The organism is Prevotella falsenii DSM 22864 = JCM 15124, from assembly GCF_000613945.1.
GTDB lineage: Bacteria > Bacteroidota > Bacteroidia > Bacteroidales > Bacteroidaceae > Prevotella > Prevotella falsenii.
In genome coordinates, this window is sequence record NZ_BAJY01000015.1 from 1 (window position 1) to 22,504 (window position 22,504).

11 protein-coding genes, 1 tRNA gene, 1 other RNA gene and 6 pseudogenes are annotated in these 22,504 nt (G+C 43.8%); 3 read left to right on the plus strand and 16 right to left on the minus strand.

Features of this window, described 5'->3' with window-relative positions; all coding sequences use genetic code 11:
• Window positions 1–39: 39 nt before the first annotated feature.
• From JCM15124_RS07000 to JCM15124_RS07035, 8 genes and pseudogenes are all read right to left on the minus strand, one after another.
• Window positions 40–573, minus strand: a complete 534-nt coding sequence (locus tag JCM15124_RS07000; RefSeq protein WP_024998846.1) for a 5-formyltetrahydrofolate cyclo-ligase — start codon at window positions 571–573, stop codon at window positions 40–42.
• Between the two features lie 78 nt (window positions 574–651).
• A pseudogene (locus JCM15124_RS13660) lies at window positions 652–2,318 on the minus strand (S41 family peptidase).
• Entirely contained in the window at window positions 2,299–2,745 is a 447-nt protein-coding gene (locus JCM15124_RS07010; RefSeq protein ID WP_024998847.1) for a deoxycytidylate deaminase, read from the minus strand. The pseudogene JCM15124_RS13660 and the gene JCM15124_RS07010 overlap by 20 nt, the downstream one beginning before the upstream one ends.
• 31 nt (window positions 2,746–2,776) lie before the next feature.
• Window positions 2,777–4,866 (minus strand): annotated as a pseudogene (locus tag JCM15124_RS13665) (M3 family metallopeptidase).
• Window positions 4,867–4,938: 72 nt separating this feature from the next.
• Window positions 4,939–5,600 (minus strand): annotated as a pseudogene (locus JCM15124_RS13670) (Crp/Fnr family transcriptional regulator).
• A 32-nt stretch (window positions 5,601–5,632) separates the two neighbouring features.
• Window positions 5,633–6,657: pseudogene (locus tag JCM15124_RS13675) on the minus strand (FAD:protein FMN transferase).
• Between the two features lie 91 nt (window positions 6,658–6,748).
• Window positions 6,749–7,705 (minus strand): glycosyltransferase family 2 protein, encoded by a 957-nt coding sequence (locus JCM15124_RS07030; RefSeq protein ID WP_024998848.1) that lies wholly within the window; start codon window positions 7,703–7,705, stop codon window positions 6,749–6,751.
• 27 nt (window positions 7,706–7,732) lie between these two features.
• Window positions 7,733–8,260: a DUF4199 domain-containing protein gene (locus JCM15124_RS07035; RefSeq protein WP_024998849.1), complete on the minus strand. Its 528-nt coding sequence runs from the start codon at window positions 8,258–8,260 to the stop codon at window positions 7,733–7,735.
• A gap of 155 nt (window positions 8,261–8,415) precedes the next feature.
• On the opposite strand from JCM15124_RS07035, the gene ffs reads away from it, so the two are divergent.
• An RNA gene (ffs, locus tag JCM15124_RS15165) (signal recognition particle sRNA small type) lies at window positions 8,416–8,514 on the plus strand.
• A gap of 2 nt (window positions 8,515–8,516) precedes the next feature.
• Window positions 8,517–8,590, plus strand: a tRNA-Thr gene (locus JCM15124_RS07040).
• A 133-nt stretch (window positions 8,591–8,723) separates the two neighbouring features.
• On the opposite strand, the gene JCM15124_RS07045 is transcribed toward JCM15124_RS07040, so the two are convergent.
• The 3 genes and pseudogenes from JCM15124_RS07045 to mtaB form a co-directional block, all read right to left on the minus strand.
• Window positions 8,724–9,530 (minus strand): gliding motility protein GldB-related protein, encoded by an 807-nt coding sequence (locus tag JCM15124_RS07045; protein WP_024998850.1) that lies wholly within the window; start codon window positions 9,528–9,530, stop codon window positions 8,724–8,726.
• Between the two features lie 156 nt (window positions 9,531–9,686).
• Window positions 9,687–10,687, minus strand: a pseudogene (locus tag JCM15124_RS13680) (glycosyltransferase family 2 protein).
• Entirely contained in the window at window positions 10,684–12,024 is a 1,341-nt protein-coding gene (mtaB, locus tag JCM15124_RS07055; protein ID WP_024998851.1) for a tRNA (N(6)-L-threonylcarbamoyladenosine(37)-C(2))-methylthiotransferase MtaB, read from the minus strand. Before mtaB ends, JCM15124_RS13680 begins: the two are co-directional and overlap by 4 nt.
• Before the next feature lie 390 nt (window positions 12,025–12,414).
• Between mtaB and JCM15124_RS07060 the strand changes: the two genes are divergently transcribed.
• Window positions 12,415–12,606 carry a PG1828 family lipoprotein gene (locus JCM15124_RS07060; protein ID WP_024998852.1) on the plus strand — a complete coding sequence of 64 codons (192 nt, stop codon included), beginning with the start codon at window positions 12,415–12,417 and terminating at the stop codon, window positions 12,604–12,606.
• A gap of 786 nt (window positions 12,607–13,392) precedes the next feature.
• On the opposite strand, the gene JCM15124_RS07070 is transcribed toward JCM15124_RS07060, so the two are convergent.
• The 5 genes and pseudogenes from JCM15124_RS07070 to glmS all read right to left on the minus strand — a co-directional run bounded on the left by JCM15124_RS07070 (window position 13,393) and on the right by glmS (window position 22,492).
• Complete coding sequence (locus tag JCM15124_RS07070) at window positions 13,393–14,151, minus strand: hypothetical protein (RefSeq protein ID WP_024998854.1); 759 nt, start codon at window positions 14,149–14,151, stop codon at window positions 13,393–13,395.
• Between the two features lie 240 nt (window positions 14,152–14,391).
• Window positions 14,392–17,615: pseudogene (gene carB, locus JCM15124_RS13685) on the minus strand (carbamoyl-phosphate synthase (glutamine-hydrolyzing) large subunit).
• Window positions 17,615–18,691, minus strand: a complete 1,077-nt coding sequence (gene carA / locus JCM15124_RS07080; protein ID WP_024998855.1) for a glutamine-hydrolyzing carbamoyl-phosphate synthase small subunit — start codon at window positions 18,689–18,691, stop codon at window positions 17,615–17,617. Before carA ends, carB begins: the two are co-directional and overlap by 1 nt.
• A gap of 36 nt (window positions 18,692–18,727) precedes the next feature.
• The gene (locus tag JCM15124_RS07085; RefSeq protein WP_024998856.1) at window positions 18,728–20,617 is read right to left on the minus strand and encodes an amidophosphoribosyltransferase; all 1,890 of its coding nucleotides are present in this window, start codon (window positions 20,615–20,617) and stop codon (window positions 18,728–18,730) included.
• 27 nt (window positions 20,618–20,644) lie between these two features.
• Window positions 20,645–22,492, minus strand: coding sequence for a glutamine--fructose-6-phosphate transaminase (isomerizing) (gene glmS / locus JCM15124_RS07090; RefSeq protein WP_024998857.1), 1,848 nt, complete (start codon window positions 22,490–22,492; stop codon window positions 20,645–20,647).
• Window positions 22,493–22,504: the final 12 nt, after the last annotated feature.

Genomic DNA, 22,504 nt, shown 5'->3' on the forward strand with positions numbered 1-22,504 from the left:
AACAAATCTAAGCAAATGCGTCCTAAGGACCGATTGGGGTTAAAGTACCTCGTCTACTTTCTCATCGTATTTATCGGTAGGAATGCTGTCGAGCTTTTGGAAATCGAAGCAGATGCCTAATTTGTAAGCTCGTTCAGCCTGTTTCAAGAAGCGGTCGTAATAGCCTTTCCCACGACCGAGGCGGTTGCGGTCGGCATCGAAACTCATACCGGGGACGGCTATAAACTCAATGTTGTCGTAGTCGGTAAAGAGTTCGCCAATGGGTTCTAAGATGTTAAACGAACTCATTGCCATATCTTTAGAGCCGGTGTAGCGTCGTATTTCCATTTCAGTTTCACTGATAACCACCGGCAACAGCACGTCTTTGCCTGCTTCCACCATTTCGTCTACAAAGGTATGGGTGAATACTTCGTCGGGCAACGAATGATAGAGCATTATGGTTTTTGCTGCAACGAGTTTGGGGTGGTGGCGCAAACGGTCGATGATGGGCGCAGAAAGTGCTTGTAGCTGCTCTTGCGTATATTGGCGTTTACGGTTGCGTATCTCTTTTCTGAGTTCTGTTTTGTTCATCATAATAAGGTTAAGTACGAAAAGTTTGAAACGAAAAATGGGGTTTATCAAGTCAGTCAGACTCGATAATCCCCATTTTGTTTATGCAGTTTTATTTTGTTTTTTCTTTGTTGAATGTTCTTTCTTGGCAGGTGCTTTCGGGAAAGCCTCGCCACTGTTGAGTACTTTTTCTGCTGCTTTTATCATATCGTCGTTACGGTTCAGATACTGATTCCACGCTTGTTCGTCAAGCATATTGTAAATGATGCGACTGTAAATGTAGTTCTCTAACAATGCGTGCGACTTGTTGATAAGATTGTTTCTCCGTCGCAATCCGTTCTTTTCCGCATAGTTTGCGAAGTCGTTCACAAGGTTTCTGCCTGTCAAGTACTCCGAGAGCGGCTTCATTTCTGTATATTTCTTCAGCGTCTGACGGTTCTCATCGGTATATTTGAACGCATATTGCAGAATGAGCCCGCGCATGGCTGCCTCCTTGTAATAAGAGGTTACGTCGCTTGTATCTTCAGGTACGAAGATGTCGGGTGTAATGCCACCGCCGCCATAAACGAGGCGTCCGTTGTTGGTATGATAGGCTGGACCTGTATGTTTTATGCTGTCTTGCGAGAAAAACTCTCCGTGTTGGTAGCGTGTCAGCATATCTTGCTCGTATGCAGCAATGCCTCCCGGCTTGAAAGGCTTTTGTATGCAGCGTCCTGAAGGCGAGTAGTAGCGTGCTATGGTTAATCGAATCATACTGCCATCGGGGAACTGTATTTGTTGTTGCACCAAGCCTTTGCCAAACGAGCGACGTCCTACGATAGTGCCACGGTCGTTGTCTTGAATGGCACCTGCAAAAATTTCGGAAGCCGACGCTGAACCTTCGTTGATGAGTACTACCAAAGGAATTTGTTGATAGCTGCCTTTTCCTCGGCTGCGGTATTCGCGTCGTGGACTCTTGCGCCCTTGTGTGTAGACAATAAGTTGGTCTTTACGCAAGAATTCTTCTGCCATTTGCACTGCACTTTCAAGGTATCCGCCGGCGTTATCGCGCAGGTCGATAACCAATTTGTCGGCTCCTTGCAGGTTCAGCTGTTGCAGCGAGGTCAGCATTTCGGCGTATGTGCGTTCGCCAAAGTTCTTTATGCGGATATAGCCGATAGAGTCGTTGAGCATATAAGTTGCCGTAACGCTCTTCATGGCAATATCGTTTCGGGTAAGTACGAAATATTTTATGTCTTTCTCGCCAAAGCGTTTCACGCCCACTTTCACCTTAGAGCCTTCGGTCCCTTTAGTCTGTGCTGTGCCTCTTCGTTGGTAACACTGTCGCCAACAAAAGGTTTGTTGTCGATATTTACTATCTTATCGCCTGCAAGAATGCCTGCCTTTTCGGCCGGTCCGTTCTTTATGACATTCTGAACGTGTACGGTGTCTTGCTGAATAGTGAACTCAATGCCAACGCCGGAGAACGAACCTTTCAGGTCTTCGGTAGCCATTTGCACATCTTTTGCACTGATATAAACGGAGTGGGGGTCGAGTTCGGCAAGGATTTGGGGCAATGCTTTCTCCACCAACTCGTCGATATTGACAGAATCAACATACTGGTCATCGATGATGTGCAGCAAGTTGCTCAACCTGCTGCTACCGCTATTGATGATGTTCAGGCGGTTTCCCGAGAAGTGATTGGCGTAGAATGTTCCGACAAGCACTCCGATAACAACGCACAGTGCCAGCCACAAGGGCATGAAACGATTATTCTTGTTCTGACTCATTGCCTTCAAGATTTAAGTATTCAACCTCTATTTTGGCACGCTCAAGCAGGTCGATGCCTTCGGTAAGTCTGTATTTTTCTCCATATACCACGCGTTTAATGCCCGACTGAATGATGAGTTTGGCGCATTCTATGCAAGGCGCAGCCGTTACATAGAGCGTTGAACCGTCGCTGTTGTTGCCACTTCGAGCCAATTTGGTTATGGCATTGGCTTCGGCGTGCAACACGTACGGCTTGGTAATATTGTTTTCGTCTTCGCAAATATTCTCGAAACCGCTGGGCGTTCCGTTATATCCATCGCTGATAATCATCTTGTCTTTCACCACCAATGCGCCTACTTGGCGACGTTTGCAGTAGGAGTTTTCAGCCCAAACACATGCCATGCGTAAGTAGCGGTAGTCGAGAAGTGTTTGCTTTTCGGTCTTCATATCGTTTTTGCGGATATATATTGCTTTTTCTTTAGTTTGTTTTTATTATGCCGTTGCGTTCCAAGAGCGCATCGATGGTAGGTTCTTGTCCGCGAAAACGCTTGTAAAGCACCATCGGGTGCTCGGTACTTCCCTTGGAAAGAACGTTGTCGCGGAAACTTTGAGCAGTGGTTTTGTCGAATATTCCGTTCTTTTTGAACAAGCTGAAAGCATCGGCATCAAGCACTTCTGCCCATTTGTAGCTGTAATATCCTGCTGCATAGCCTCCTGACATGATGTGCGAGAACTGTGTCGTCATACATGTTCCGTCGATTTGTTCGCCAATGACGGCTTTTTCCCATGCCTTCTTTTCAAATGGAATAATGTCCTCCTTAAACTCTTCTTTCTGTGTGTAATAAGCCATATCCAATAGTCCGAAGCTGACTTGGCGCAGGCATGCCATTGCCACATTGAAGTTTTGGCTGGCTATAATCTTTTCGATGAGCTCTTCGGGCATGGGTTCGCCTGTTTCGTAATGGAAAGCAAAGGTGCGCAGGAAATCTTTTTCTACGGCGAAGTTCTCCATAAACTGCGATGGAAGTTCTACGAAGTCCCACCATACATTCGTACCCGACTGACTTTCAAAACGGCTGTTTGCAAAGATGCCGTGTAGCGAATGACCAAACTCGTGCAGGAAGGTTGTAACCTCGCCCAAGCGCAATAGTGCCGGTTTATCGTCGGTAGGCTTCGAGAAATTCATTACCAACGATGCGTGTGGACGTATGTTTTCGCCTTCTTTCGTGATGCGTTGGCCTTGGTATTCCGTCATCCACGCACCTGCACGCTTGCCTTTTCGTGGGAAGAAATCGACATAGAGCACTGCAAGATAAGAGCCATCTTTGTCGTAAACCTCATACGGTTTCACGTCAGAATGGTAGACAGGAATGTCTTTGTTCTCTTTGAAAGTGATGCCATAAAGCGAGTTGCCAAACCGAATACGCCTTTAATAACGTTGTTTAATTCAAAATAAGGACGCAAAATCTCCGGGTCGAGGTCGTATTTTGCTAATTTCAGTTGATGCGCATAGTAGGCTGTGTCCCAAGGCATCAACTTAAAGTCGTTCCCTTCTTGCTCTTTAGCAATTTCACAGAGTTCGTTGTACTCTTTAATAGCTGTTGGTTTGTAAGCATCAATAAGGTCGTCAAGCAATTTATAGACATTCTTTACATTGCTTGCCATACGATATTTCATCACAAAATCGGCGTAAGTATCGTATCCTAACAGCTGTGCCGTCTCTCGACGGAGGTTTACCAAGCGTTTACAAACTTCGATATTGTTTTCCGAATTGGTTTTAATACATAGCGTGTTGTGTGCCATATAGAGTTCTTCTCGTAGGTCGCGCTGTGTGCTATACATTAGGAAAGGACCGTAACTCGGCGCGTCTAATGTGAATACCCAGCCTTCGAGATCTTTCTCTTTGGCGGTTGCAGCAGCTGCTTCACGAATGGAATCGGGCAGTCCGTCGAGCTTTTGCTCGTCGGTAATATGTAGTTGGTATGCTTTGTTCTCTTTCAATACATTTTGAGAGAAGTTCAATGCGAGCATACTTGCTTCTTCGGTAAGTTTGCGTAGCTTGTCTTTATCCGCCTCACTGAGCAGCGCACCACTGCGAACAAAGCCGTCGTAGCTTTCTTCCAACAGCTTGCTTTCTTCGGGAGTAAGCTCTCGATGCTTCTCGTGGACAGCCTTTATGCGTTCGAAAAGTTTAGGATTAAGGCTTATATCGTTAGCGTGCTTGGTGAGAATCGGGCTCATTTTCTGTGCCAGTGCGTCCATCTTGTCGTTGGTTTCTGCACTGAGCATATTGAAAAACGCACTTTCTACGCGTGAAAGAAGGTCGTAATAATGCTTGCGCCCTTCCACTTCGTCTTCACGAATGAGCGTATTTTCGAAAGTAGGTTCTTCCGGATCGTTTATTGTTTTCTCTATTTGCTCGTCCTCACGGCGTATTCCTTCCAACATCGCTTCTTCGTAGTCGGCAAGCGTTATTTTGTCGAATGGAACAGTTTCGTGTGGTGTATTGTATGGTTCAAAGAAGGGATTCAGGCGTTGCTGTCCCTCCTTATTTATGTTTTCTGTCATTGTTTTGCTTTCTCTCTAATATGCTACAAAGTTACACAAAAAACTATGTATGAGCAAAAGACCGTAACAGATTTAACGCAATTTTTCTAATGAAGGAATGTTTATTTCGCCTCGCATCAGTGCGATAGTATTATTTTTGTTTAAAGCATTGAGCATTTTTGAAACATTGAGCCTGCTTTCGTGCAATTCGTTTGCCAATGTTTGCATATTTATTTTGATAGTTTTTTTGCCTGCAGGGTGGTCGCAATGGGTTCTTATAAAGTGAATGAACTTCTCCCGAATGTCCTTGGGTTGCTGCTGCAAGGTAGGCGACTGCAACGCTGTGCCTGCGTAGAAAGCATATTCAGAAAGTTTAAACGGAAGATGAGATAGTTGTTTGCAAGGTTCAAGACTTCGCTTTTATCAATGTATAAGATATTGCATTTTGTTTCTGCAACGAAGGTTTTAGAGTAGAATTGCACAAGTCCGAACATGCGTTCCGGCTGTATGGCAGTGGGTGCGGCAACTTCTTCGATGACGCTATAACTGTGGTTGTCGGCGCAACTCTCTGCCAATAGCTTGCCGTCCATAAGGAAATAGAGTCTGCCACCCCTGTCATTCTCCTTTACCAATGTTTCTTTGGGTTTCAGTTTGATAAATCCAAACTTCGTAGTACTGACGATTTCGGCTAAATCGGCAGCCCCAATACCAAGAAACAAGGGTAATTCAAGAAGTTTATCGTATATTTGAAACATTCGTTCGGGTTGGGTTCTTTATTGACAAAACGTTATTGCACTATTTTCTTTTCCAACTCCGGGCTATACCAAACTTGCAGTTTGCCTTGGTTGTTGGTGTAGATGAAGTAAGCCATAAGTTCCTTGTGGTTTTCCAAAACCTTCTTTGCTTTCTCCATTCCCATTACCATAAAGGCTGTGGCATAGGCGTCGGCAGTGCACAATCAGTTGCCAATACGGTTGCTGAAAGCAGCGAATGTTGCACAGGGTAGCCTGTCTTGGGGTCGATGGTGTGGGCAAATCTCTTACCACCCTTATAGTAGAAGTTGCGATAGTTGCCACTTGTTGCCATTGCCTTGTTGGTTACGTTGAGCACTGTCTGTATTTCGGTATTTATATTGGTGCTGTCTTCAACAGGTTTGTTCACGCCAATCTTCCAAGGCACGCGACTTTCGCTGTTTCCGCTTGCAACAATTTCGCCACCAATCTCTATCATAAAGTTCTTTATATCGTACTTTCTGAACAGTCGTGCCACCATGTCGGAACCGTATCCCTTTGCAATGGCAGAGCAATCGAGCATGATGCGTTTGTCGGTCTTTTTAACATCTTTCCCTATTAACGAAACTTTTTCGTACCCAACGAGTTGCATTAAACTGTCAATCTTTTGCTTTGACGGCTCTTTTCCTTGCTTAAAGCCAAATCCCCATAAGTTTACGAGCGGCGCAACCGTAATATCGAAAGCTCCATCTGTTTCTTTTGATATTGTTTTTGCTTTGTCGAAAACTTCCACAAATAACTCGTCGAGCTTCATAGCTTCATTATTGTTCACCTTTGAAATAACAGATTGCTTGTTAAAGGTAGACAACGAGTTGTCCACTTTCTTTAATTCCGCTTCTATTTCTTTCTGCAAGTCCTGTTCGCTCTGATATGTTATGTGATAGAACGTACCAAAAACCTGTCCTTCGTTGTGCTGATAGGGAGCAGAACGCTGTTGCTTTATAATGAAAATGGAGCCTATTATGAGCAATGCCAAGAAGGGTAATTGCCATAATAGTTTTTTATTTGTTTTCTTATTCATAAATCATCTGTGTTTATCGGTTGAGTAACAGAGAGCAAAAAGAAAAGGAAGCAGAATACGGCAAAAGCCATATTCCTATCCTTTCTTTGCTTTATAAGTTTATTTCTTCTTCTATAAGGTAGTCGTTTCGTCTATCGCTGTTGCGGCTTATCAAGTCGCCCAAGAAGCCTGCAAGGAAGAGTTGTGTACCTAAAATCATGGCTGTCAGTGCAACAAAGAACGATGCGTGGCTGGTGAGCAAATCGCCATAAATGCCACTCAATAGGTTGATTGTCTTTTCAATGATAAGCCAAAGGAAGGCAATAAACCCAATGAAGAACACAAAACTGCCCAGTAAGCCGAACACGTGCATAGGTTTCTTACCAAAATTGGTTAAAAACCAAAGCGTTATAAGGTCGAGATAGCCATTGAAGAAGCGGTTGATTCCGAATTTCGTAGAGCCATATTTGCGTGCTTGGTGGCGTACAACCTTCTCTCCAATCTTCTTAAATCCTGCCTCTTTTGCCAAGTATGGAATATAGCGGTGCATTTCTCCGTACACCTCAATGTTCTTCACAACAGCCTTCTTGTATGCTTTCAGTCCGCAATTGAAGTCGTGTAAATTCTTCACACCACTTATTTTCCGTGCTGTTGCATTGAATAGCTTGGTTGGAATGGTCTTTGTCAGTGGGTCGTAACGTTTCTGTTTGTAGCCGCTCACAAGGTCGTAGCCTTCCTCGGTAATCATCTTGTATAGCGCAGGAATTTCGTCGGGAGAGTCTTGAAGGTCGGCGTCCATTGTTATAACAACATCGCCTTGCGCTGCTTTAAAGCCGCAATAGAGTGCGGGACTCTTTCCATAGTTCCTGCGAAACTTAATTCCACGCACGTTTTCATTTTCTTTGCTGAGCCGTTGGATAACTTCCCAACTGTTGTCGGTAGAGCCATCGTTCACAAAGATAATCTCGTAAGAGAAGCGGTTGGCTTTCATTACCCTGCAAATCCAAGCGTGCAATTCAGGCAAGCTCTCGCTTTCGTTGTAGAGTGGTATTATAACAGATATGTCCATATTGTATCTTTTCAAGTATTGTTTCTCTTATTTTTTATTGCGTGCCATAATGGCTGACACGATAAGACTGATGATTGCACCGAAGAATATTTCGTACATCAGGCTGTTTATCACCATCGGATTGGGCGAGAAAGCCTCTGGCAGTGTTGCTGCAAATTCTTCCCTGCTTATGCCTAAGGCAGCAAAAAAGCCGTCGTATTCGGGCAAAGACGTTATCGAAGCTACCATACTTGCCACTTTTCCGTGGTCTAAAAAAGTCATATAGAGCCATTGTGCCAAGCTGAAAAGCAGGGCAGCGTTCATAAAGACACGTATGCAATAGAAGTAAGCACGCTTGAACGAGATGATGCCGTTTAGCCCAATCTCTCTGTAAACCTTCAGCCGATAGGCTACAAAGAATGGGGTAGACAGTGTGAGTATGGAACTGAATGTGGCAAGAATGCCGAGCAAGGGCGATGCCAAGAAGCAAGTGAAACTTGCCGCCCATACAATTGCTAAGTATATACCATCGTATCGTGCGTAGGCACGGAGTTGTTTTATCTCCTCGTAATTCATACTGCAAAAATACGGAAATTATATTATATATAAGGTATAGCCGTTGCAAAATTATGTTTTTTTGTTAAAAACGCAAAAAGAGGTCTGCGAACTTGCTTTATTTCAGATATTCTTGCTATCTTTGCATTCGCTTTTCAGAAATGGAAAGACGATATGGGCAAGTCTCTTACGGTCAGCTCCCTTTTAATCCCCCAGGACGGGAACGTAGCAAGGGCAGAAGGTTGTAGCGACGCGATAAGAACAGCTTGCCCACCTCGCCTCTTTAGCTCAGTTGGCCAGAGCACGTGATTTGTAATCTCGGGGTCGTTGGTTCGAATCCGACAAGAGGCTCAAAAGAAATAATAACAACCAACTAAAAAGAGTACTTTTCATTAAGTACTCTTTTTTTATTTCATAATGTTCCGACTGCTCTTGCGTCGTCTGTGAGCCGCAACGAATTATATAAGAAGTGTATAATGCCTGTTTACAGCATCTTAAACTTAGAGAAATCAGTCATTCTTAATAGTTCTTCGTACGACACCTTGTGATGTTCCTGCATATAGTTTTCTACTGCAATAACACTCTTTGTGCGGAAAACGTGGTGTCCCAAAGCCTGATTTACTATCCAATTTATCTTGCCAATGTGGAGGTCTTGTTCTATTTGAGGTCGTCTTTCAAAATCCTTTAGTTGGTAAACGCTCATTAAATAGAACGTCAGACAGTCGGGAACAATGTGTTCGCGTGTCATTTGCCGCCGTTGCAGTGGCGAGTAATATTTCAGATAGAGTGGGAAATTCTCGCCTAAATACTTATCGAGCGATATGCCTACGGTGCCGTTTCCCACCACAATGCTTTGGTCTAATGCCGATATTTGCGCATAAATGCGTGGCACTTCCATATCGGGTAGCTTGTGTTTCAGATATTTAAAAGCATCGCTAAGTTGTTCGTTGAGGTCGTCGATGTTGGCATATTCCGACTCTACCGATGCTATCAGTGCTTGTAAAGTGGTATCTTGATAGAACTTCAGGAACTTCGTATTAATGTCGGGGTCGGTGGCATTGCCAAGTTGCACAACGTCTTCGATGAGTGTACGGGTCTCCATTGGGTACTCTGTATTCATCTGTTGCAGAGCCGAAAAGTCGCCCGTGGTAAGATAGCGATATTCCAAGCGGTCGTAACGCTCTATTTCCACGATGTTGCCATTGGCACCTTCCTCTTCGGGTGTCAATTTTATGTGGCAGCCGGTTAAAGCTATGCACAATGCAAACAATATGTAATAGAACCTTCTCACTTCTTTTTCTTAACTTATTTAATATGCTTGTATCGTTTGCAAAAATACTAAAAAACATTTAACTTGCCAACTAATTAGCTAAAAAACTTAAAATATAGCACCTTGTTTTCCTTGTTTTCGGCACACAATCAGTGGTTGTGTGCAATATTTTCGTGCTTATATTTCTTGTAATTTATCGAATGTATCGTTTTTCTTTGCATAATATTGCCACAAGACAGAGTAAGGTGTGCGCTTGTCGGCATAGCCTTGTCGCTTTGTCCGTTCAAACGATTTTCGCCATCTTTTGAAAGCTCTTCTCGCTTTTATCACTGCCAAGAAGTCGCCCCGGTTGAACTTCAGCAATAGCATTTCGAAGGCTGCAAGGTAGTCGAGCACCCATCTTGTGCGCATAACAGACTTTATTTCTTCTTCGGGAAGGTTTTTCCACAACATTGTCAGATTGTTGCGGAAGTTCAGGAAAGTCTTTCTCGGGTTCGACTTGGGTAGCGTTCCGCCTCCTACGTGGTAGACATAGCTGGTTGGGAAGCAATATATTTTTTTCCCGGCAAGCTGCAAACGCCAGCAAAGGTCTATTTCTTCGCTGTGTGCAAAAAAGCGTTCGTCGAGCCCGCCTACCGACCAATAGTCTTTTGAACGTATCATAAGGCAAGCTCCCGTAGCCAGAATATTTCGGAATTGGTATCGTATTGCCCGTTGTCTTTTTCCACTTTGTCGAATATTCTGCCACGACAATAAGGATAACCATACTTGTCGAGGAAACCGCCCGAAGCTCCTGCATACTCGAAAGCGTCCTTGTCTTGCACGGCAAGCAACTTGGGTTGGCAGGCTGCAATCTCTTCGTGGGCGTCCATTTCTTCGATAAGGGGCGTCAGCCAATGGTGTGTTACCTCTACATCGCTGTTCAACAGAATGTAGTATTCGCTCTCTACCTGCTTTAAAGCCATATTGTAGCCTCCGGCAAAACCATAGTTTTTGTCGAGCACAATGGTTCTGATGTGGGGGAAATTCTCTGCAAGCCATTGCAAAGAATCGTCGGTCGAAGCGTTGTCGGCTACGATAACTTCTGCTTCCGCTTGCGAGTAGCGCACCACAGAAGGCAGATATTGCTGCAACATAGCGCGCCCATTCCAGTTCAAAATAACAATGGCTACTTTCATAACAGTTCTACTTTTAGTGCTGATTTATCGAAATTGAAGTCGCCAAGGCGCACTCGCATAATTTGGTTATCGTATGCTTCCTGCGCCTGTGTCGGCGATAGTTCCACGCGAATATAGTTTTTTGTAAAGCCGTGCATTGCCTTTCCGCGCACTGCTTTCTCGAACAATACCTCTGCTTCGTGCCCTATATGGTCGGTGTAGAATGTGTGTGTCATCTCATCGGACAGCTGTAAAAGCCGGTGAGCACGACGCTTTTTCTCTCTATCGTCTACCACGTAAGGTATCGAAAGTGCCGCTGTGCCCCGGCGTTCGGAGTAGGGGAACACATGGAGTTGGGTGATTGGCAACGCCGAAATGAAGTTGTAGCAGTCTTCAAAATGCTGCGGTTCTTCGCCACGGCAGCCCACCATAACGTCTACACCGATGAAAGCATCGGGCGTAATAGTTTTTATAAGATTTATTTTGTGGGCAAACAGTGCCGTGTCGTAGCGTCGGTGCATCAGTTTCAACACCTTGTCCGACCCGCTTTGCAGGGGAATATGGAAGTGGGGCATAAAGGCACGCGACTGCGCACAGTACTCTATGAGTTTGTCGTCGATAAGATCCGGTTCGAGCGAACTTATTCGGAAACGTTCTATTCCTTCCACTTGGTCTAAGGCTTTTACCAAGTCGAGGAAGCTCTCGCCCGTTGTTCTGCCGAAGTCGCCAATGTTTACGCCTGTCAGTACAATCTCTTTTCCACCTTCCTTTGCTGCTTGTTCGGCTTGCGCTACCAGCGATGCAATGTCGGGATTGCGCGAAAAACCTCGTGCGAAAGGTATGGTACAGTAGGTGCAGAAGTAGTTGCAGCCGTCTTGAACCTTCAGGAAATAGCGTGTACGATTGCCCCTTGAACAACTGGGTTGGAACTTTACAATGTCTTTTGTCTTTACGGAACGGAAGGTTACTTGCTGTTTTTGTCCGTCGAATTTGTTCCAAGCATCGCTTAAATACTGTATCAAGTCAGCCTTTTCGTTGCTTCCCAATACCAAGTTTACGCCCGGAATATTTGCCACTCGTTCGCTTTCGAGTTGGGCATAGCACCCTGTTACCACGATAAAGGCATCAGGGTTTTGCCTTGCCATACGGTTAATGGCTTGGCGACATTTGTGGTCGGCCACTTCTGTTACCGAACAAGTGTTTATAAGGCAAATATCGGCAGCCTCGTCTTTCTTGGCTTCTCGCACGCCCATTTCTCGCAACATGCGAGCGAAAGTGCTTGTTTCGGAGAAGTTGAGTTTGCACCCTAAGGTATAGAATTTTGCCGTTTTACCTTGAAACGAAGATGTATCAATCATAATCTGCAAAGGTACGGCTATTCCGTCATACCTCCAAATTTCGCCATGCTTGTTGAGATTATTTTGCAAGATTAAAGTTTACTTTCGCGCTTTACACCTTATTATATATATAATTTGGGCATTTTTTGGACGTCTCAACACACTTCTTTAGCGTCAAGTTTCGTTTTTCGGGGGCATAAAATCAACATAAAATCAAAATAATCTTTATTGTTAGTAATATTTAACAGTTAGTAAGCGTTTATAATTAACTGATAATCAACATTATATAAATTAGTTACAGAAAGAGTGAAAAAAAAGCTTTAAAAAGCGTACGACTATTGAAAAAAATACCTACCTTTGCATCGTTTTAAGAAACTAATGATCGTTTTACAGATTTAAAAAGCAAAGAAAATGAAGAAATTATTTTTTGTAGCAGTAGCTTTCGTAGCTATCTCTTTCGCATCTTGTGGTGGTAACAGCAAACCAGCTGGTGACGCAGACACAACTAAAGTTGATTCAACTGAAATGACAGATAGCATGCAGAACGACTCACTCCACGGTGATTCTGCAGCAGCAGCTACTCCGGCTGATTCAGTTAAGTAATTAAATTTACTTACACAATCAAGAAATAGCCGCTGAACTCTCAGAGTTCAGCGGTTTTTTATACTCTTTTTTTCGTGGATAATAGCTTCTCATTAGGTGTTGATGATGAAGTTTTGTAAAACCCTTAATGGGATTGTAGATATTCCGAATAGAGAAATTGATTTTCCTTTTCTTGCTGAAAGCACTTTCTGAAAATGCCTTCGGTATCGCAAAAATGTAGTTCTTGCAATGTATATTGACAGGTAGGAACGTGATTTATCGTGTTCCTGACACTGAAGGAAAACCGGCACGGGTATGAGAAAGGCGATGAATTGCAGCCCTACGGTATAACAATGATTTTGGGTGAAAACAACTATGATTTTGTAAAGATAGTTCGCAAGAAAAATGATAATTTCGATTTGACGTTGCAAAAGCGTAGGTTTTGCAACGCAAAACCTACGCTTTTACCGTGCAAAACCTACGGTTTTGGAACGCAAAACAATAGGTTTTGTAATGTATTGATAAACAGTAAGTTAGTCGTTAGCGTGGATTGTGAAAAATCTTTACGGTTTTATTGCTTTTTTTCGCCCATAGAATGGGTTATTTCCATGAAATTTTACAGTCCTGTTTTCGTCTTTGGCATATACTGCGACACCCTTCTAATGAAAACTTCAACGTGTTGTGCGGGCGATAGAGAGAATGTAAACACCGAACCTCTGTGTATTTCTTTCGATGTTTTATGACCAAAAATAAGCGGTGCACTTCTTTAAGTGCACCGCTTATTTTGTTTTATGAAATTGTTTTTATTTACTTGTTGATAGATTTTACAGCCTTTTGCGTACCGTCGTTGAACTTAATATTCTTGATGGTAACACCCTTTGTAGGTTCAGAAAGTTTGCGACCGGAGAGGTCGTAATATGTTTCGCCAATTGCTTGTGCATTGTTTTCCTTCTCTACGGCTTTAATTTCGTTTGGAGTTTTGTCTTTGTTGAATGTGTACACAGCACCTGTGTATTCGCTCATTCTTAACCATGTACCGTCTGCTGCTATACATGACAAGATGTAAGTCTTATCCTTCCCGGGTGCATCAAGTGTAATTTTGTCGCCATCTATAGTATAGGTTACGTCTACATCCGGGGTGACCGGAGAAGCCTGATTGCTTTCTATGCCATAATACCCCATATGTATATCTACTGTAGTACCTTGGTCGGTGTTAATCGAGAAGATTAAAGACTTGTGTGGAATGGTAATTTTGTTGCCTTCGATGCTTCCTTTTACCCAGCGGTCAGTTACATCAGAGAACGTCTCAACAAGTGCAACAATCGGGTTTTTTACATAAACAGTCTTGTTGTCTGCCATGGTAACAACTTCAAATTCAGAAGCCTCTGCCAAATTAAGGCTGGTCATTTGAAGCGAACCATCGTCCCCTTGTTGTAGTTTAATGCCTTTTCCTGAGCGGTCGTAAACCTTAACGGTGCCGTCCGGACGCTCTGAAACCAATGCTTCCTGTGCATTCGCACTCATTCCTAAGATAGCTGTAAAAGCTAAAAGTAACAGTTTCTTCATATAAAAATTTTGTTAGTTAAATTGGGTAATGGACTTTTTTGCCCATCATTTTAATAGTTAATATTTAATTTATTCATCATTTATACATCTTTTCTTAGATGCAATAGTTTGTATTCATCGTTGCAAAGTTAAACAAAATATATGGGAGAGCAAAATATTTCTAAACTATTGTTTTATAAAATAAAGGCTTACACGTTTGTTAGTATCGTGTAAGCCTTTATTGGACAGATGGAACGGTGCTTAGTATTCGCCCCAAGCCTTGATGTCAATATCGTCTAACTTCACATTGCAGAATGCCGCAATGAAAGCACTTGCAAGGCGGCTGTTGGTCAGCAATGGTATGTTGAGGTCGATTGATGCACGGCGGATTTTGTAACCGTTGGTAAGTTCGCGTGGTGTAAGGTCTTTCGGAATGTTTACTACCATATCTATTTTCTTCTCGTGGAGAAGGTCTAACGCCTGCGGTTGCTTGCCTTCGTCAGATGGCCAATATACCAGTGTGTTCTCTAAACCATTTTCTGTTAGGTATTTAGATGTACCACCGGTTGCAAAGAGGTTGTAACCGTGAGCCTTTAACATCTTTGCTGCATCGAGCATTTCAGCTTTTTGCTTTGCTCCACCTGTAGAAAGGAGTATGTTCTTTTCGGGTATTCGTTGTCCGACAGAGAGCATACTTTTCAGCAATGCAGTGTGTGTATCTTCACCAATGCAGCCGACTTCGCCCGTCGAACTCATGTCTACGCCCAGCACAGGGTCGGCTTTCTGCAATCGGTTGAACGAGAATTGCGATGCCTTGATGCCAACATAATCGAGGTCGAAGAGGTTTTTATTTGGCTTTTCTACTGGTATGCCAAGCATAATCTTAGTAGCCAAATCGATGAAATTCAGTTTCAGCACCTTGCTCACGAATGGGAACGAGCGACTGGCACGAAGGTTACACTCAATAACGAGTATGTCGTTGTCGCGTGCCATAAACTGAATGTTGAACGGACCGTTAATATGCAATGCCTTAGCAATTTGTCGGCTGATGCGTTTTACACGACGCACGGTTTCTACATATAGCTTTTGTGGTGGGAACTGAATGGTGGCATCGCCTGAGTGGACACCTGCAAATTCGATGTGTTCGGATATGGCATAAGCCATAATCTCGCCATTGCGAGCCACAGCGTCCATTTCTATTTCTTTCGCATTCTCAATGAATTTGCTTACAACTACGGGGTGATCTTCGCTTACGTTGGCTGCTAAACGGAGGAAACGCTCCAACTCGTCGTTGTTGGAACAAACGTTCATGGCAGCTCCGGAAAGAACATAAGAAGGACGAACAAGTACGGGGAAGCCCACACGGTCTACGAAATCTTGAATGTCTGCCATACTTGTCAGCGCACGCCATTCCGGTTGGTTCACGCCAATATCGTTGAGCATGGCTGAGAACTTGGCACGGTCTTCGGCATTGTCGATGTCTTTTGCCTTTGTTCCGAGTATTGGAACATTCTCCGCATCAAGATACATGGCAAGGTTGTTGGGAATTTGTCCGCCCGTAGAAACAATTACACCGTGAGGTGTTTCCATATCGATGATGTCCATAACACGTTCGAATGTGAGTTCGTCGAAGTAGAGACGGTCGCACATGTCATAGTCGGTCGATACGGTTTCAGGGTTATAATTTATCATGATGGAACGGTAGCCCTGCTTGCGAATGGTATTTAATGCTTGCACGCCACACCAGTCGAATTCGACAGAAGAACCGATGCGGTAAGCACCCGAGCCAAGAACGATGACACTCTTGCGGTCGGTTTCAAACTTAATGTCAGAGGCTACGCCCGAGTAGGTAACGTAAAGATAGTTGGTTTGTGCAGGATATTCGGCTGCAAGCGTATCGATTTGCTTAACGACAGGGAGGATACCGTAGCTTTTACGTAACCGGCGGACTACCAAAACAGCCTTGTGCATGTTGCCAACTTCGTCTTCCAACCTACTGCACGGGCGATTTGGAAGTCGGTGAAGCCGTATATCTTTGCTGTGCGGAGCAAGTCTTTATCGAGTGTGTTGATGTTGCAAGTCTTTAATTGCTCATCGACATCAATGATATGCTTTAGCTTGTGCAGGAACCAATGGTCGATTTTGGTAAGGTCGTGAATTTGGTCAATGGTGTAGCCTTTGTGCATTGCCTTTGAAATAACAAAGATTCGCTTGTCGGTAGGTTCGCGCAATGCAGCACCTATATCGTCAATTTCAAGTTCTTTGTTCTCTACAAAGCCGTGCATTCCTTGCCCTATCATGCGCAAGCCTTTTTGTATGGCTTCTTCGAAGTTGCGACCGATAGCCATAACTTCGCCGACCGACTTCATGCTCGAGCCCAATTCCTTGTCTACACCACGGAACTTGCTTAAGTCCCAACGTGGTATCTTGCAGACAACATAGTCGAGTGCAGGCTCGAAGAAAGCCGATGTGGTTTTTGTAACAGAGTTTTTTAACTCGAACAAACCATAACCCATACCTAATTTGGCTGCTACGAAAGCAAGCGGATAGCCTGTTGCCTTACTTGCCAAAGCTGATGAACGAGAGAGGCGTGCATTGACTTCAATTACACGATAGTCTTCGCTCTTGGGGTCGAAAGCGTATTGTACGTTACATTCGCCTACTATTCCGATGTGGCGAACAATCTTTATTGCCAATTTGCGGAGCTTGTGATACTCGCTGTTGGTAAGGGTTTGCGAAGGTGCAATTACGATAGACTCGCCCGTGTGGATACCCAATGGGTCGAAGTTTTCCATATTGCAGACCGTAATACAGTTGTCGTATTGGTCGCGCACCACTTCGTATTCTATTTCTTTCCAGCCTTTTAAGCTCTTTTCCACCAATACTTGAGGTGAGAACGAGAAGGCTTTTTCGCAAAGTTTGTTGAGTTCTTCTTCGTTATCGGCAAAGCCGCTGCCGAGTCCGCCCAATGCGTAAGCTGCACGGATAATAACCGGATAACCCAATGTTGCTGCTGCCTTGCGTGCTTGCTCTGTGGTTTCGCAAGCCTCGCTTTTTATGGTTTTAACATCGATTTCGTCTAACTGCTGTACGAAAAGTTCACGGTCTTCGGTGTTCATAATCGCCTTTACGGGTGTACCGAGCACTTTTACGTTGTACTTTTCGAGTATGCCGAGGCGGTCTAACTCCACGCCGCAGTTCAGCGCAGTTTGTCCGCCGAATGCCAAAAGAATGCCATCGGGACGCTCTTTTTGAATAACACGTTCTACGAAATAAGGCTGAACAGGCAGATAATAAATTTGGTCTGCCACGCCTTCCGATGTTTGCACGGTTGCAATGTTTGGGTTGATGAGAACGGTAGAAACACCTTCTTCACGCAGTGCTTTTAGTGCTTGCGAACCGGAATAGTCAAATTCACCGGCTTCACCTATCTTTAATGCGCCTGAACCAAGTAGCAGGACTTTCTTTATTGATTCGTCTTTCATTATTTCAGTGCTTCTACAAATTTATCAAACATAAATACTGTATCTATCGGACCCGAACTTGCTTCAGGGTGGAACTGTGAGCTGAACCAAGGATTTGCCTTGTGGCGGATTCCTTCGTTGCTGCCGTCGTTCATATTTACAAAGAGTTCTTCCCAATCTTTGCCCAATGTTTTTGCATCAACAGCATAGCCATGGTTCTGAGAAGTAACGTAACATTGGTTTGTTCCTACTAATCTGACGGGCTGATTGTGCCCACGATGACCGTATTTTAGCTTAAAGATAGTTGCGCCGGCAGCCTTCGCCATAAGTTGATTTCCCATACAAATGCCGCATATTGGCTTTGTGCTTTCGTTCATTTGCTTGCGGATAATCTCTACTGCATCGTTGCACATATCAGGGTCGCCGGGACCATTGGCAAGGAAAAGTCCGTCGTATTCCAATGATGTATAATCATAATTCCAAGGTACACGAATTACTTCAATGTTGCGATTTATTAATTCGCGCAAGATGTTGGCTTTTACACCGCAGTCTACCAATACCACTTTCTTTCCGCCTCCTTCATTGTAACGGATAATTTCCTTTGTAGAAACAAGGTCCACAAAATTCACTCCTTCATAGTGGGCGGTAGGAATGTTGTCGGCTTCGTCGTCGAAAATGATTTGTCCCATCATTACGCCGTGTTCACGCAATACCTTTGTAAGTTCGCGTGTATCAATGCCCGTGATTCCGGGAACCTTTTCGCGCTTGAGCCATGATGCCAAGCTTTCAACGGCATTCCAGTGAGAATACTCCTCTGTGTAATCGGAAACGATGAGCGCAGAGACATAAATCTTGTCGCTTTCCATAAACGAAGGAATATGATTTTTCTCTATCGTAAATGGTGGCACGCCGTAGTTACCGACCAAGGGGAATGTCATAACAAGCATTTGCCCTGCGTAGGAGGGGTCGGTAAGACTTTCGGGATACCCCATCATTGCTGTGTTGAACACTACTTCGCCAGCAACAGGTTTGTCGTATCCAAATGATTTTCCATGAAATTCTGTACCGTCATTTAAGACTAAAGTTACATTCCTCATTTTAATTCGTATGTTGATGATTTAATGATAGCTGATTTACTTTTGATAAACTTGCTCGTAGAAGTTTATGAATGCTTGGTTTACAAGGCGCATTCCGCCGGGAGTAGGGAAGTTTCCCGTAAAATACCAGTCGCCTTTGTGGTTGGGTATGGCTTCGTGCAAGCCTTCAATGCTTTGATAAACAAGTTCTACGGGAGTGGTCATACCTTTTGGACGCAACATTTCCACTATCTTTTTATTAATTTCTTCCACTGTAAATGGTGCGTAAATCTTGCAGACTGCATTGTTAATGGTTTCGCCTTTCCCTTTGGCAACTTCCTTTTTACAAGCCTCGTAGACTTCAGTGAGGAGCGACTGCATATTGCGTTCCTTAATCAACTCGATAGTTGCACCGAATACACAAAACTCTTCCAAGCGTGGCATATCAATGCCATAGTAGTCGGGATAGCGGATTTGTGGTGCACTCGATACAATGATAATTTTCTTTGGGTGAAGTCTGTCGAGTATTCGCAAGATACTTTCTTTTAGTGTAGTGCCACGAACGATAGAGTCGTCAATGATAACGAGATTGTCTTCGTTGGGTGTAATGCTCTCGTAGCTTATGTCGTAGACGTGTGAAGCTAAGTCGTTGCGCGAATTGCTTTCGGTAATGAAGGTGCGTAGCTTAATGTCTTTCCATGCTACTTTCTCAGAACGGATAGACTGACTTAATATTTTCTCTATCTCTACATCGGTTGCATTACTTCCTAAAGCTTTTATTTCTTCTGCTTTTTTAGTGTTTAACCACTTCTCGAAACCTTGTAGCAATCCGTAGAAAGCCACTTCAGCAGTGTTTGGAATAAAAGAAATTACGGTGTGATTGGTATCATTATCAATTGATTTCAAAACCTTTTCGGTAAGTTGTTCGCCCAGTTTCTTACGTTCCTTATATATATCTCGGTCGGAACCGCGCGAGAAATAAATACGTTCGAACGAACAAGCCGTATCGCTTTTAGGCTCCAATATTTGGTGTAGCGAGCTTTCGCCGCGTTTATTTACGATGAGTGCTTGTCCCGGTAGAAGTTCTTTTATGTCTTCGCAACTTAAATCGAATGTTGTTTGGAGTACGGGACGCTCGCTTGCCAATGCCATATACTCGTCGTTCATGTAGAAGAATGCTGGACGAATGCCCCAAGGGTCGCGCATAGCGCACATTTCTCCGGACCCTGTAATACCACATATTACGTAACCTCCGTCGAAGTATTGCATCGTGGTTTGTAAGACGTTCTTCATTTCTACATGGTCTTCGATATAGTGGGTAATATCGAATTTCTCTAATCCGAGTGCCTTTGCATCACGAAAATTACGCTCTACTTCACGGTCTAAGCGGTGTCCCATAAATTCAAGAAGTAAATAGGTGTCGCTGTATTTGCGCGGGCATTGACCGTAATCAGTGAGATGTTCGAATATCTCGCTGAGGTTTGTCATATTGAAGTTGCCACAAAACGAAAGGTTCTTGGCCCTCCAGTTGTTTCTCCTTAAGAATGGGTGAACATACGATAAGCCGCTTTTTCCGGTTGTGGAGTAACGCAAATGCCCCATATAAAGTTCGCCTGCAAAAGGCAAATGCCGTTGTGCGAAATCTACATCAGCAATTTCTGCCTCGGTGTAGCCTTTGTATTGCTTGTGAATATTAGCAAAAATTTCTGTAACGGCATTCTTTCCTTCGGCTCGTTCTCGGAACATATACTCGTTTCCGGGCTGTGTTTCAAGTTTTACACTTGCTATACCGGCACCTTCTTGTCCTCGGTTGTGCTGCTTTTCCATCATAAGATACATCTTATTTAAGCCGTACATCCAAGTCCCATACTTCTCTTTGAAGTAGCTTAGCGGTTTCAGCAATCTTATCATTGCTACGCCGCAATCTTCATGTATATTCTTTTCCATTTATCAAGGTTGCTTTTTTTTTCTGTTTTATTCCACCGTAACGGACTTTGCCAAGTTGCGCGGTTGGTCTACGTCTTTACCTTTGCAGACAGCCACGTGATAGGCTAATAGTTGCAGCGGTATGGTTGCTACAAGCGGCTCCAAGCAGTCCATTGTGTCGGGAAGTTCGATAACAGCATCTGCAATCTGCGAAACCGTCTTGTCGCCCTTTGATACCAACGCAATTACACGACCGTTTCGAGCCTTAATTTCCTGTATGTTGCTGCGCACTTTTTCATACATTGAGTTGTGTGTTGCTATTACAACAACAGGCATATCAGAGTCTATCAAGGCGATAGGACCGTGTTTCATTTCTGCAGCAGGATAGCCTTCGGCGTGTATGTATGAAATTTCTTTCAACTTCAGGGCACCTTCCAGTGCAACCGGATAGCTGAAACCACGACCTAAATAAAGGAAATTCTGTGCATAAGTAAATGTTCGTGCCAAGTCGGCAATAGCGTCATTGGTTTTCAAAACCTCTTTTATTTTTTCGGGAATTGACGACAACTCCTTTACTACTTCAATGTATTTATCGTGCTTAATGGTTCCTTTTGCTTTTGCTAAGGTGAGTGCAAGCATTGTAAGCACTGTTACCTGACCTGTGAAAGCCTTTGTTGAAGCCACACCAATTTCAGGACCTACGTGAATGTAAGTACCTGTATCGGTGGCACGTGGAATACTCGAACCAATGGCGTTGCATATTCCGTAGATGAATGCGCCATGCTCTTTTGCCAACTCAATGGCAGCGAGTGTGTCGGCAGTTTCGCCACTTTGCGACAATGCTATAACTACATCGTCGGCAGAAACTACAGGATTGCGATAACGGAACTCACTTGCATACTCCACATCAACAGGTATTCTACAAAATGTTTCAAGCAATTGTTTGCCAATAAGACCTGCATGCCAACTTGTTCCGCATGCTACAATGATGATGCGTTTAGCACTTAATAAACGCTGCCTATAGTCGATAATGGCACTTAAAGTTACGTTGTCGTTGTCTATATTGATGCGTCCTCGCATGCAGTTGATAAGGCACTCAGGTTGCTCGAATATTTCTTTGAGCATAAAATGTGGGTATCCGCCTTTCTCAATCTGCCCAAGGTCTATGTCCACCTTCTTTATTACAGGTGCTAAAGACTCATTCTGAATGTTTACTATTTTTAGCTCTTCACCCAATTTCATTACAGCAATGTTCTCGTCTTCGAGGTACACTACCTTGTCGGTATATTCGATAATAGGACTTGCGTCTGAACCTAAGAAGAACTCACCGTCGCCGATTCCTACAACGAGAGGACTCTGCTTGCGTGCGGCAATAATTGTGTCGGGGTGACGCTTATCAAGAATTGCTATGGCGTATGCACCAATAACTTGGCTTAAAACCACCTGAACGGCAGTAAGTAAGTCTAAGTCTTTCTTTGTCTGTACGTATTCAACGAATTGTACCAACACTTCCGTATCGGTATCAGAAGCAAAGTGAACGCCCTTGTCTTTGAGGTTCTTCTTTATTTCTGCATAGTTTTCAATAATGCCGTTGTGTATGATGGCTAAGTTTTTCGATTCAGAATAGTGTGGGTGAGCATTTGTTGAGGAAGGTTCGCCATGTGTTGCCCATCGTGTGTGTGCTATGCCAACAGTGCCTTCAATGTTTTTTTCGGCGCAGAAAGCCTCTAATTCGCTTACTTTTCCTTTTGCTTTATACACGCTCAAGTCGCCGTTGCTATTAATAAGCGCAACGCCCGAACTGTCGTATCCTCTATATTCGAGTCTTTTAAGTCCTTTTATCAGAACGGGGTATGCCTGTCTCTTTTTACCTAAATATCCTACAATTCCACACATAATTTATATGTT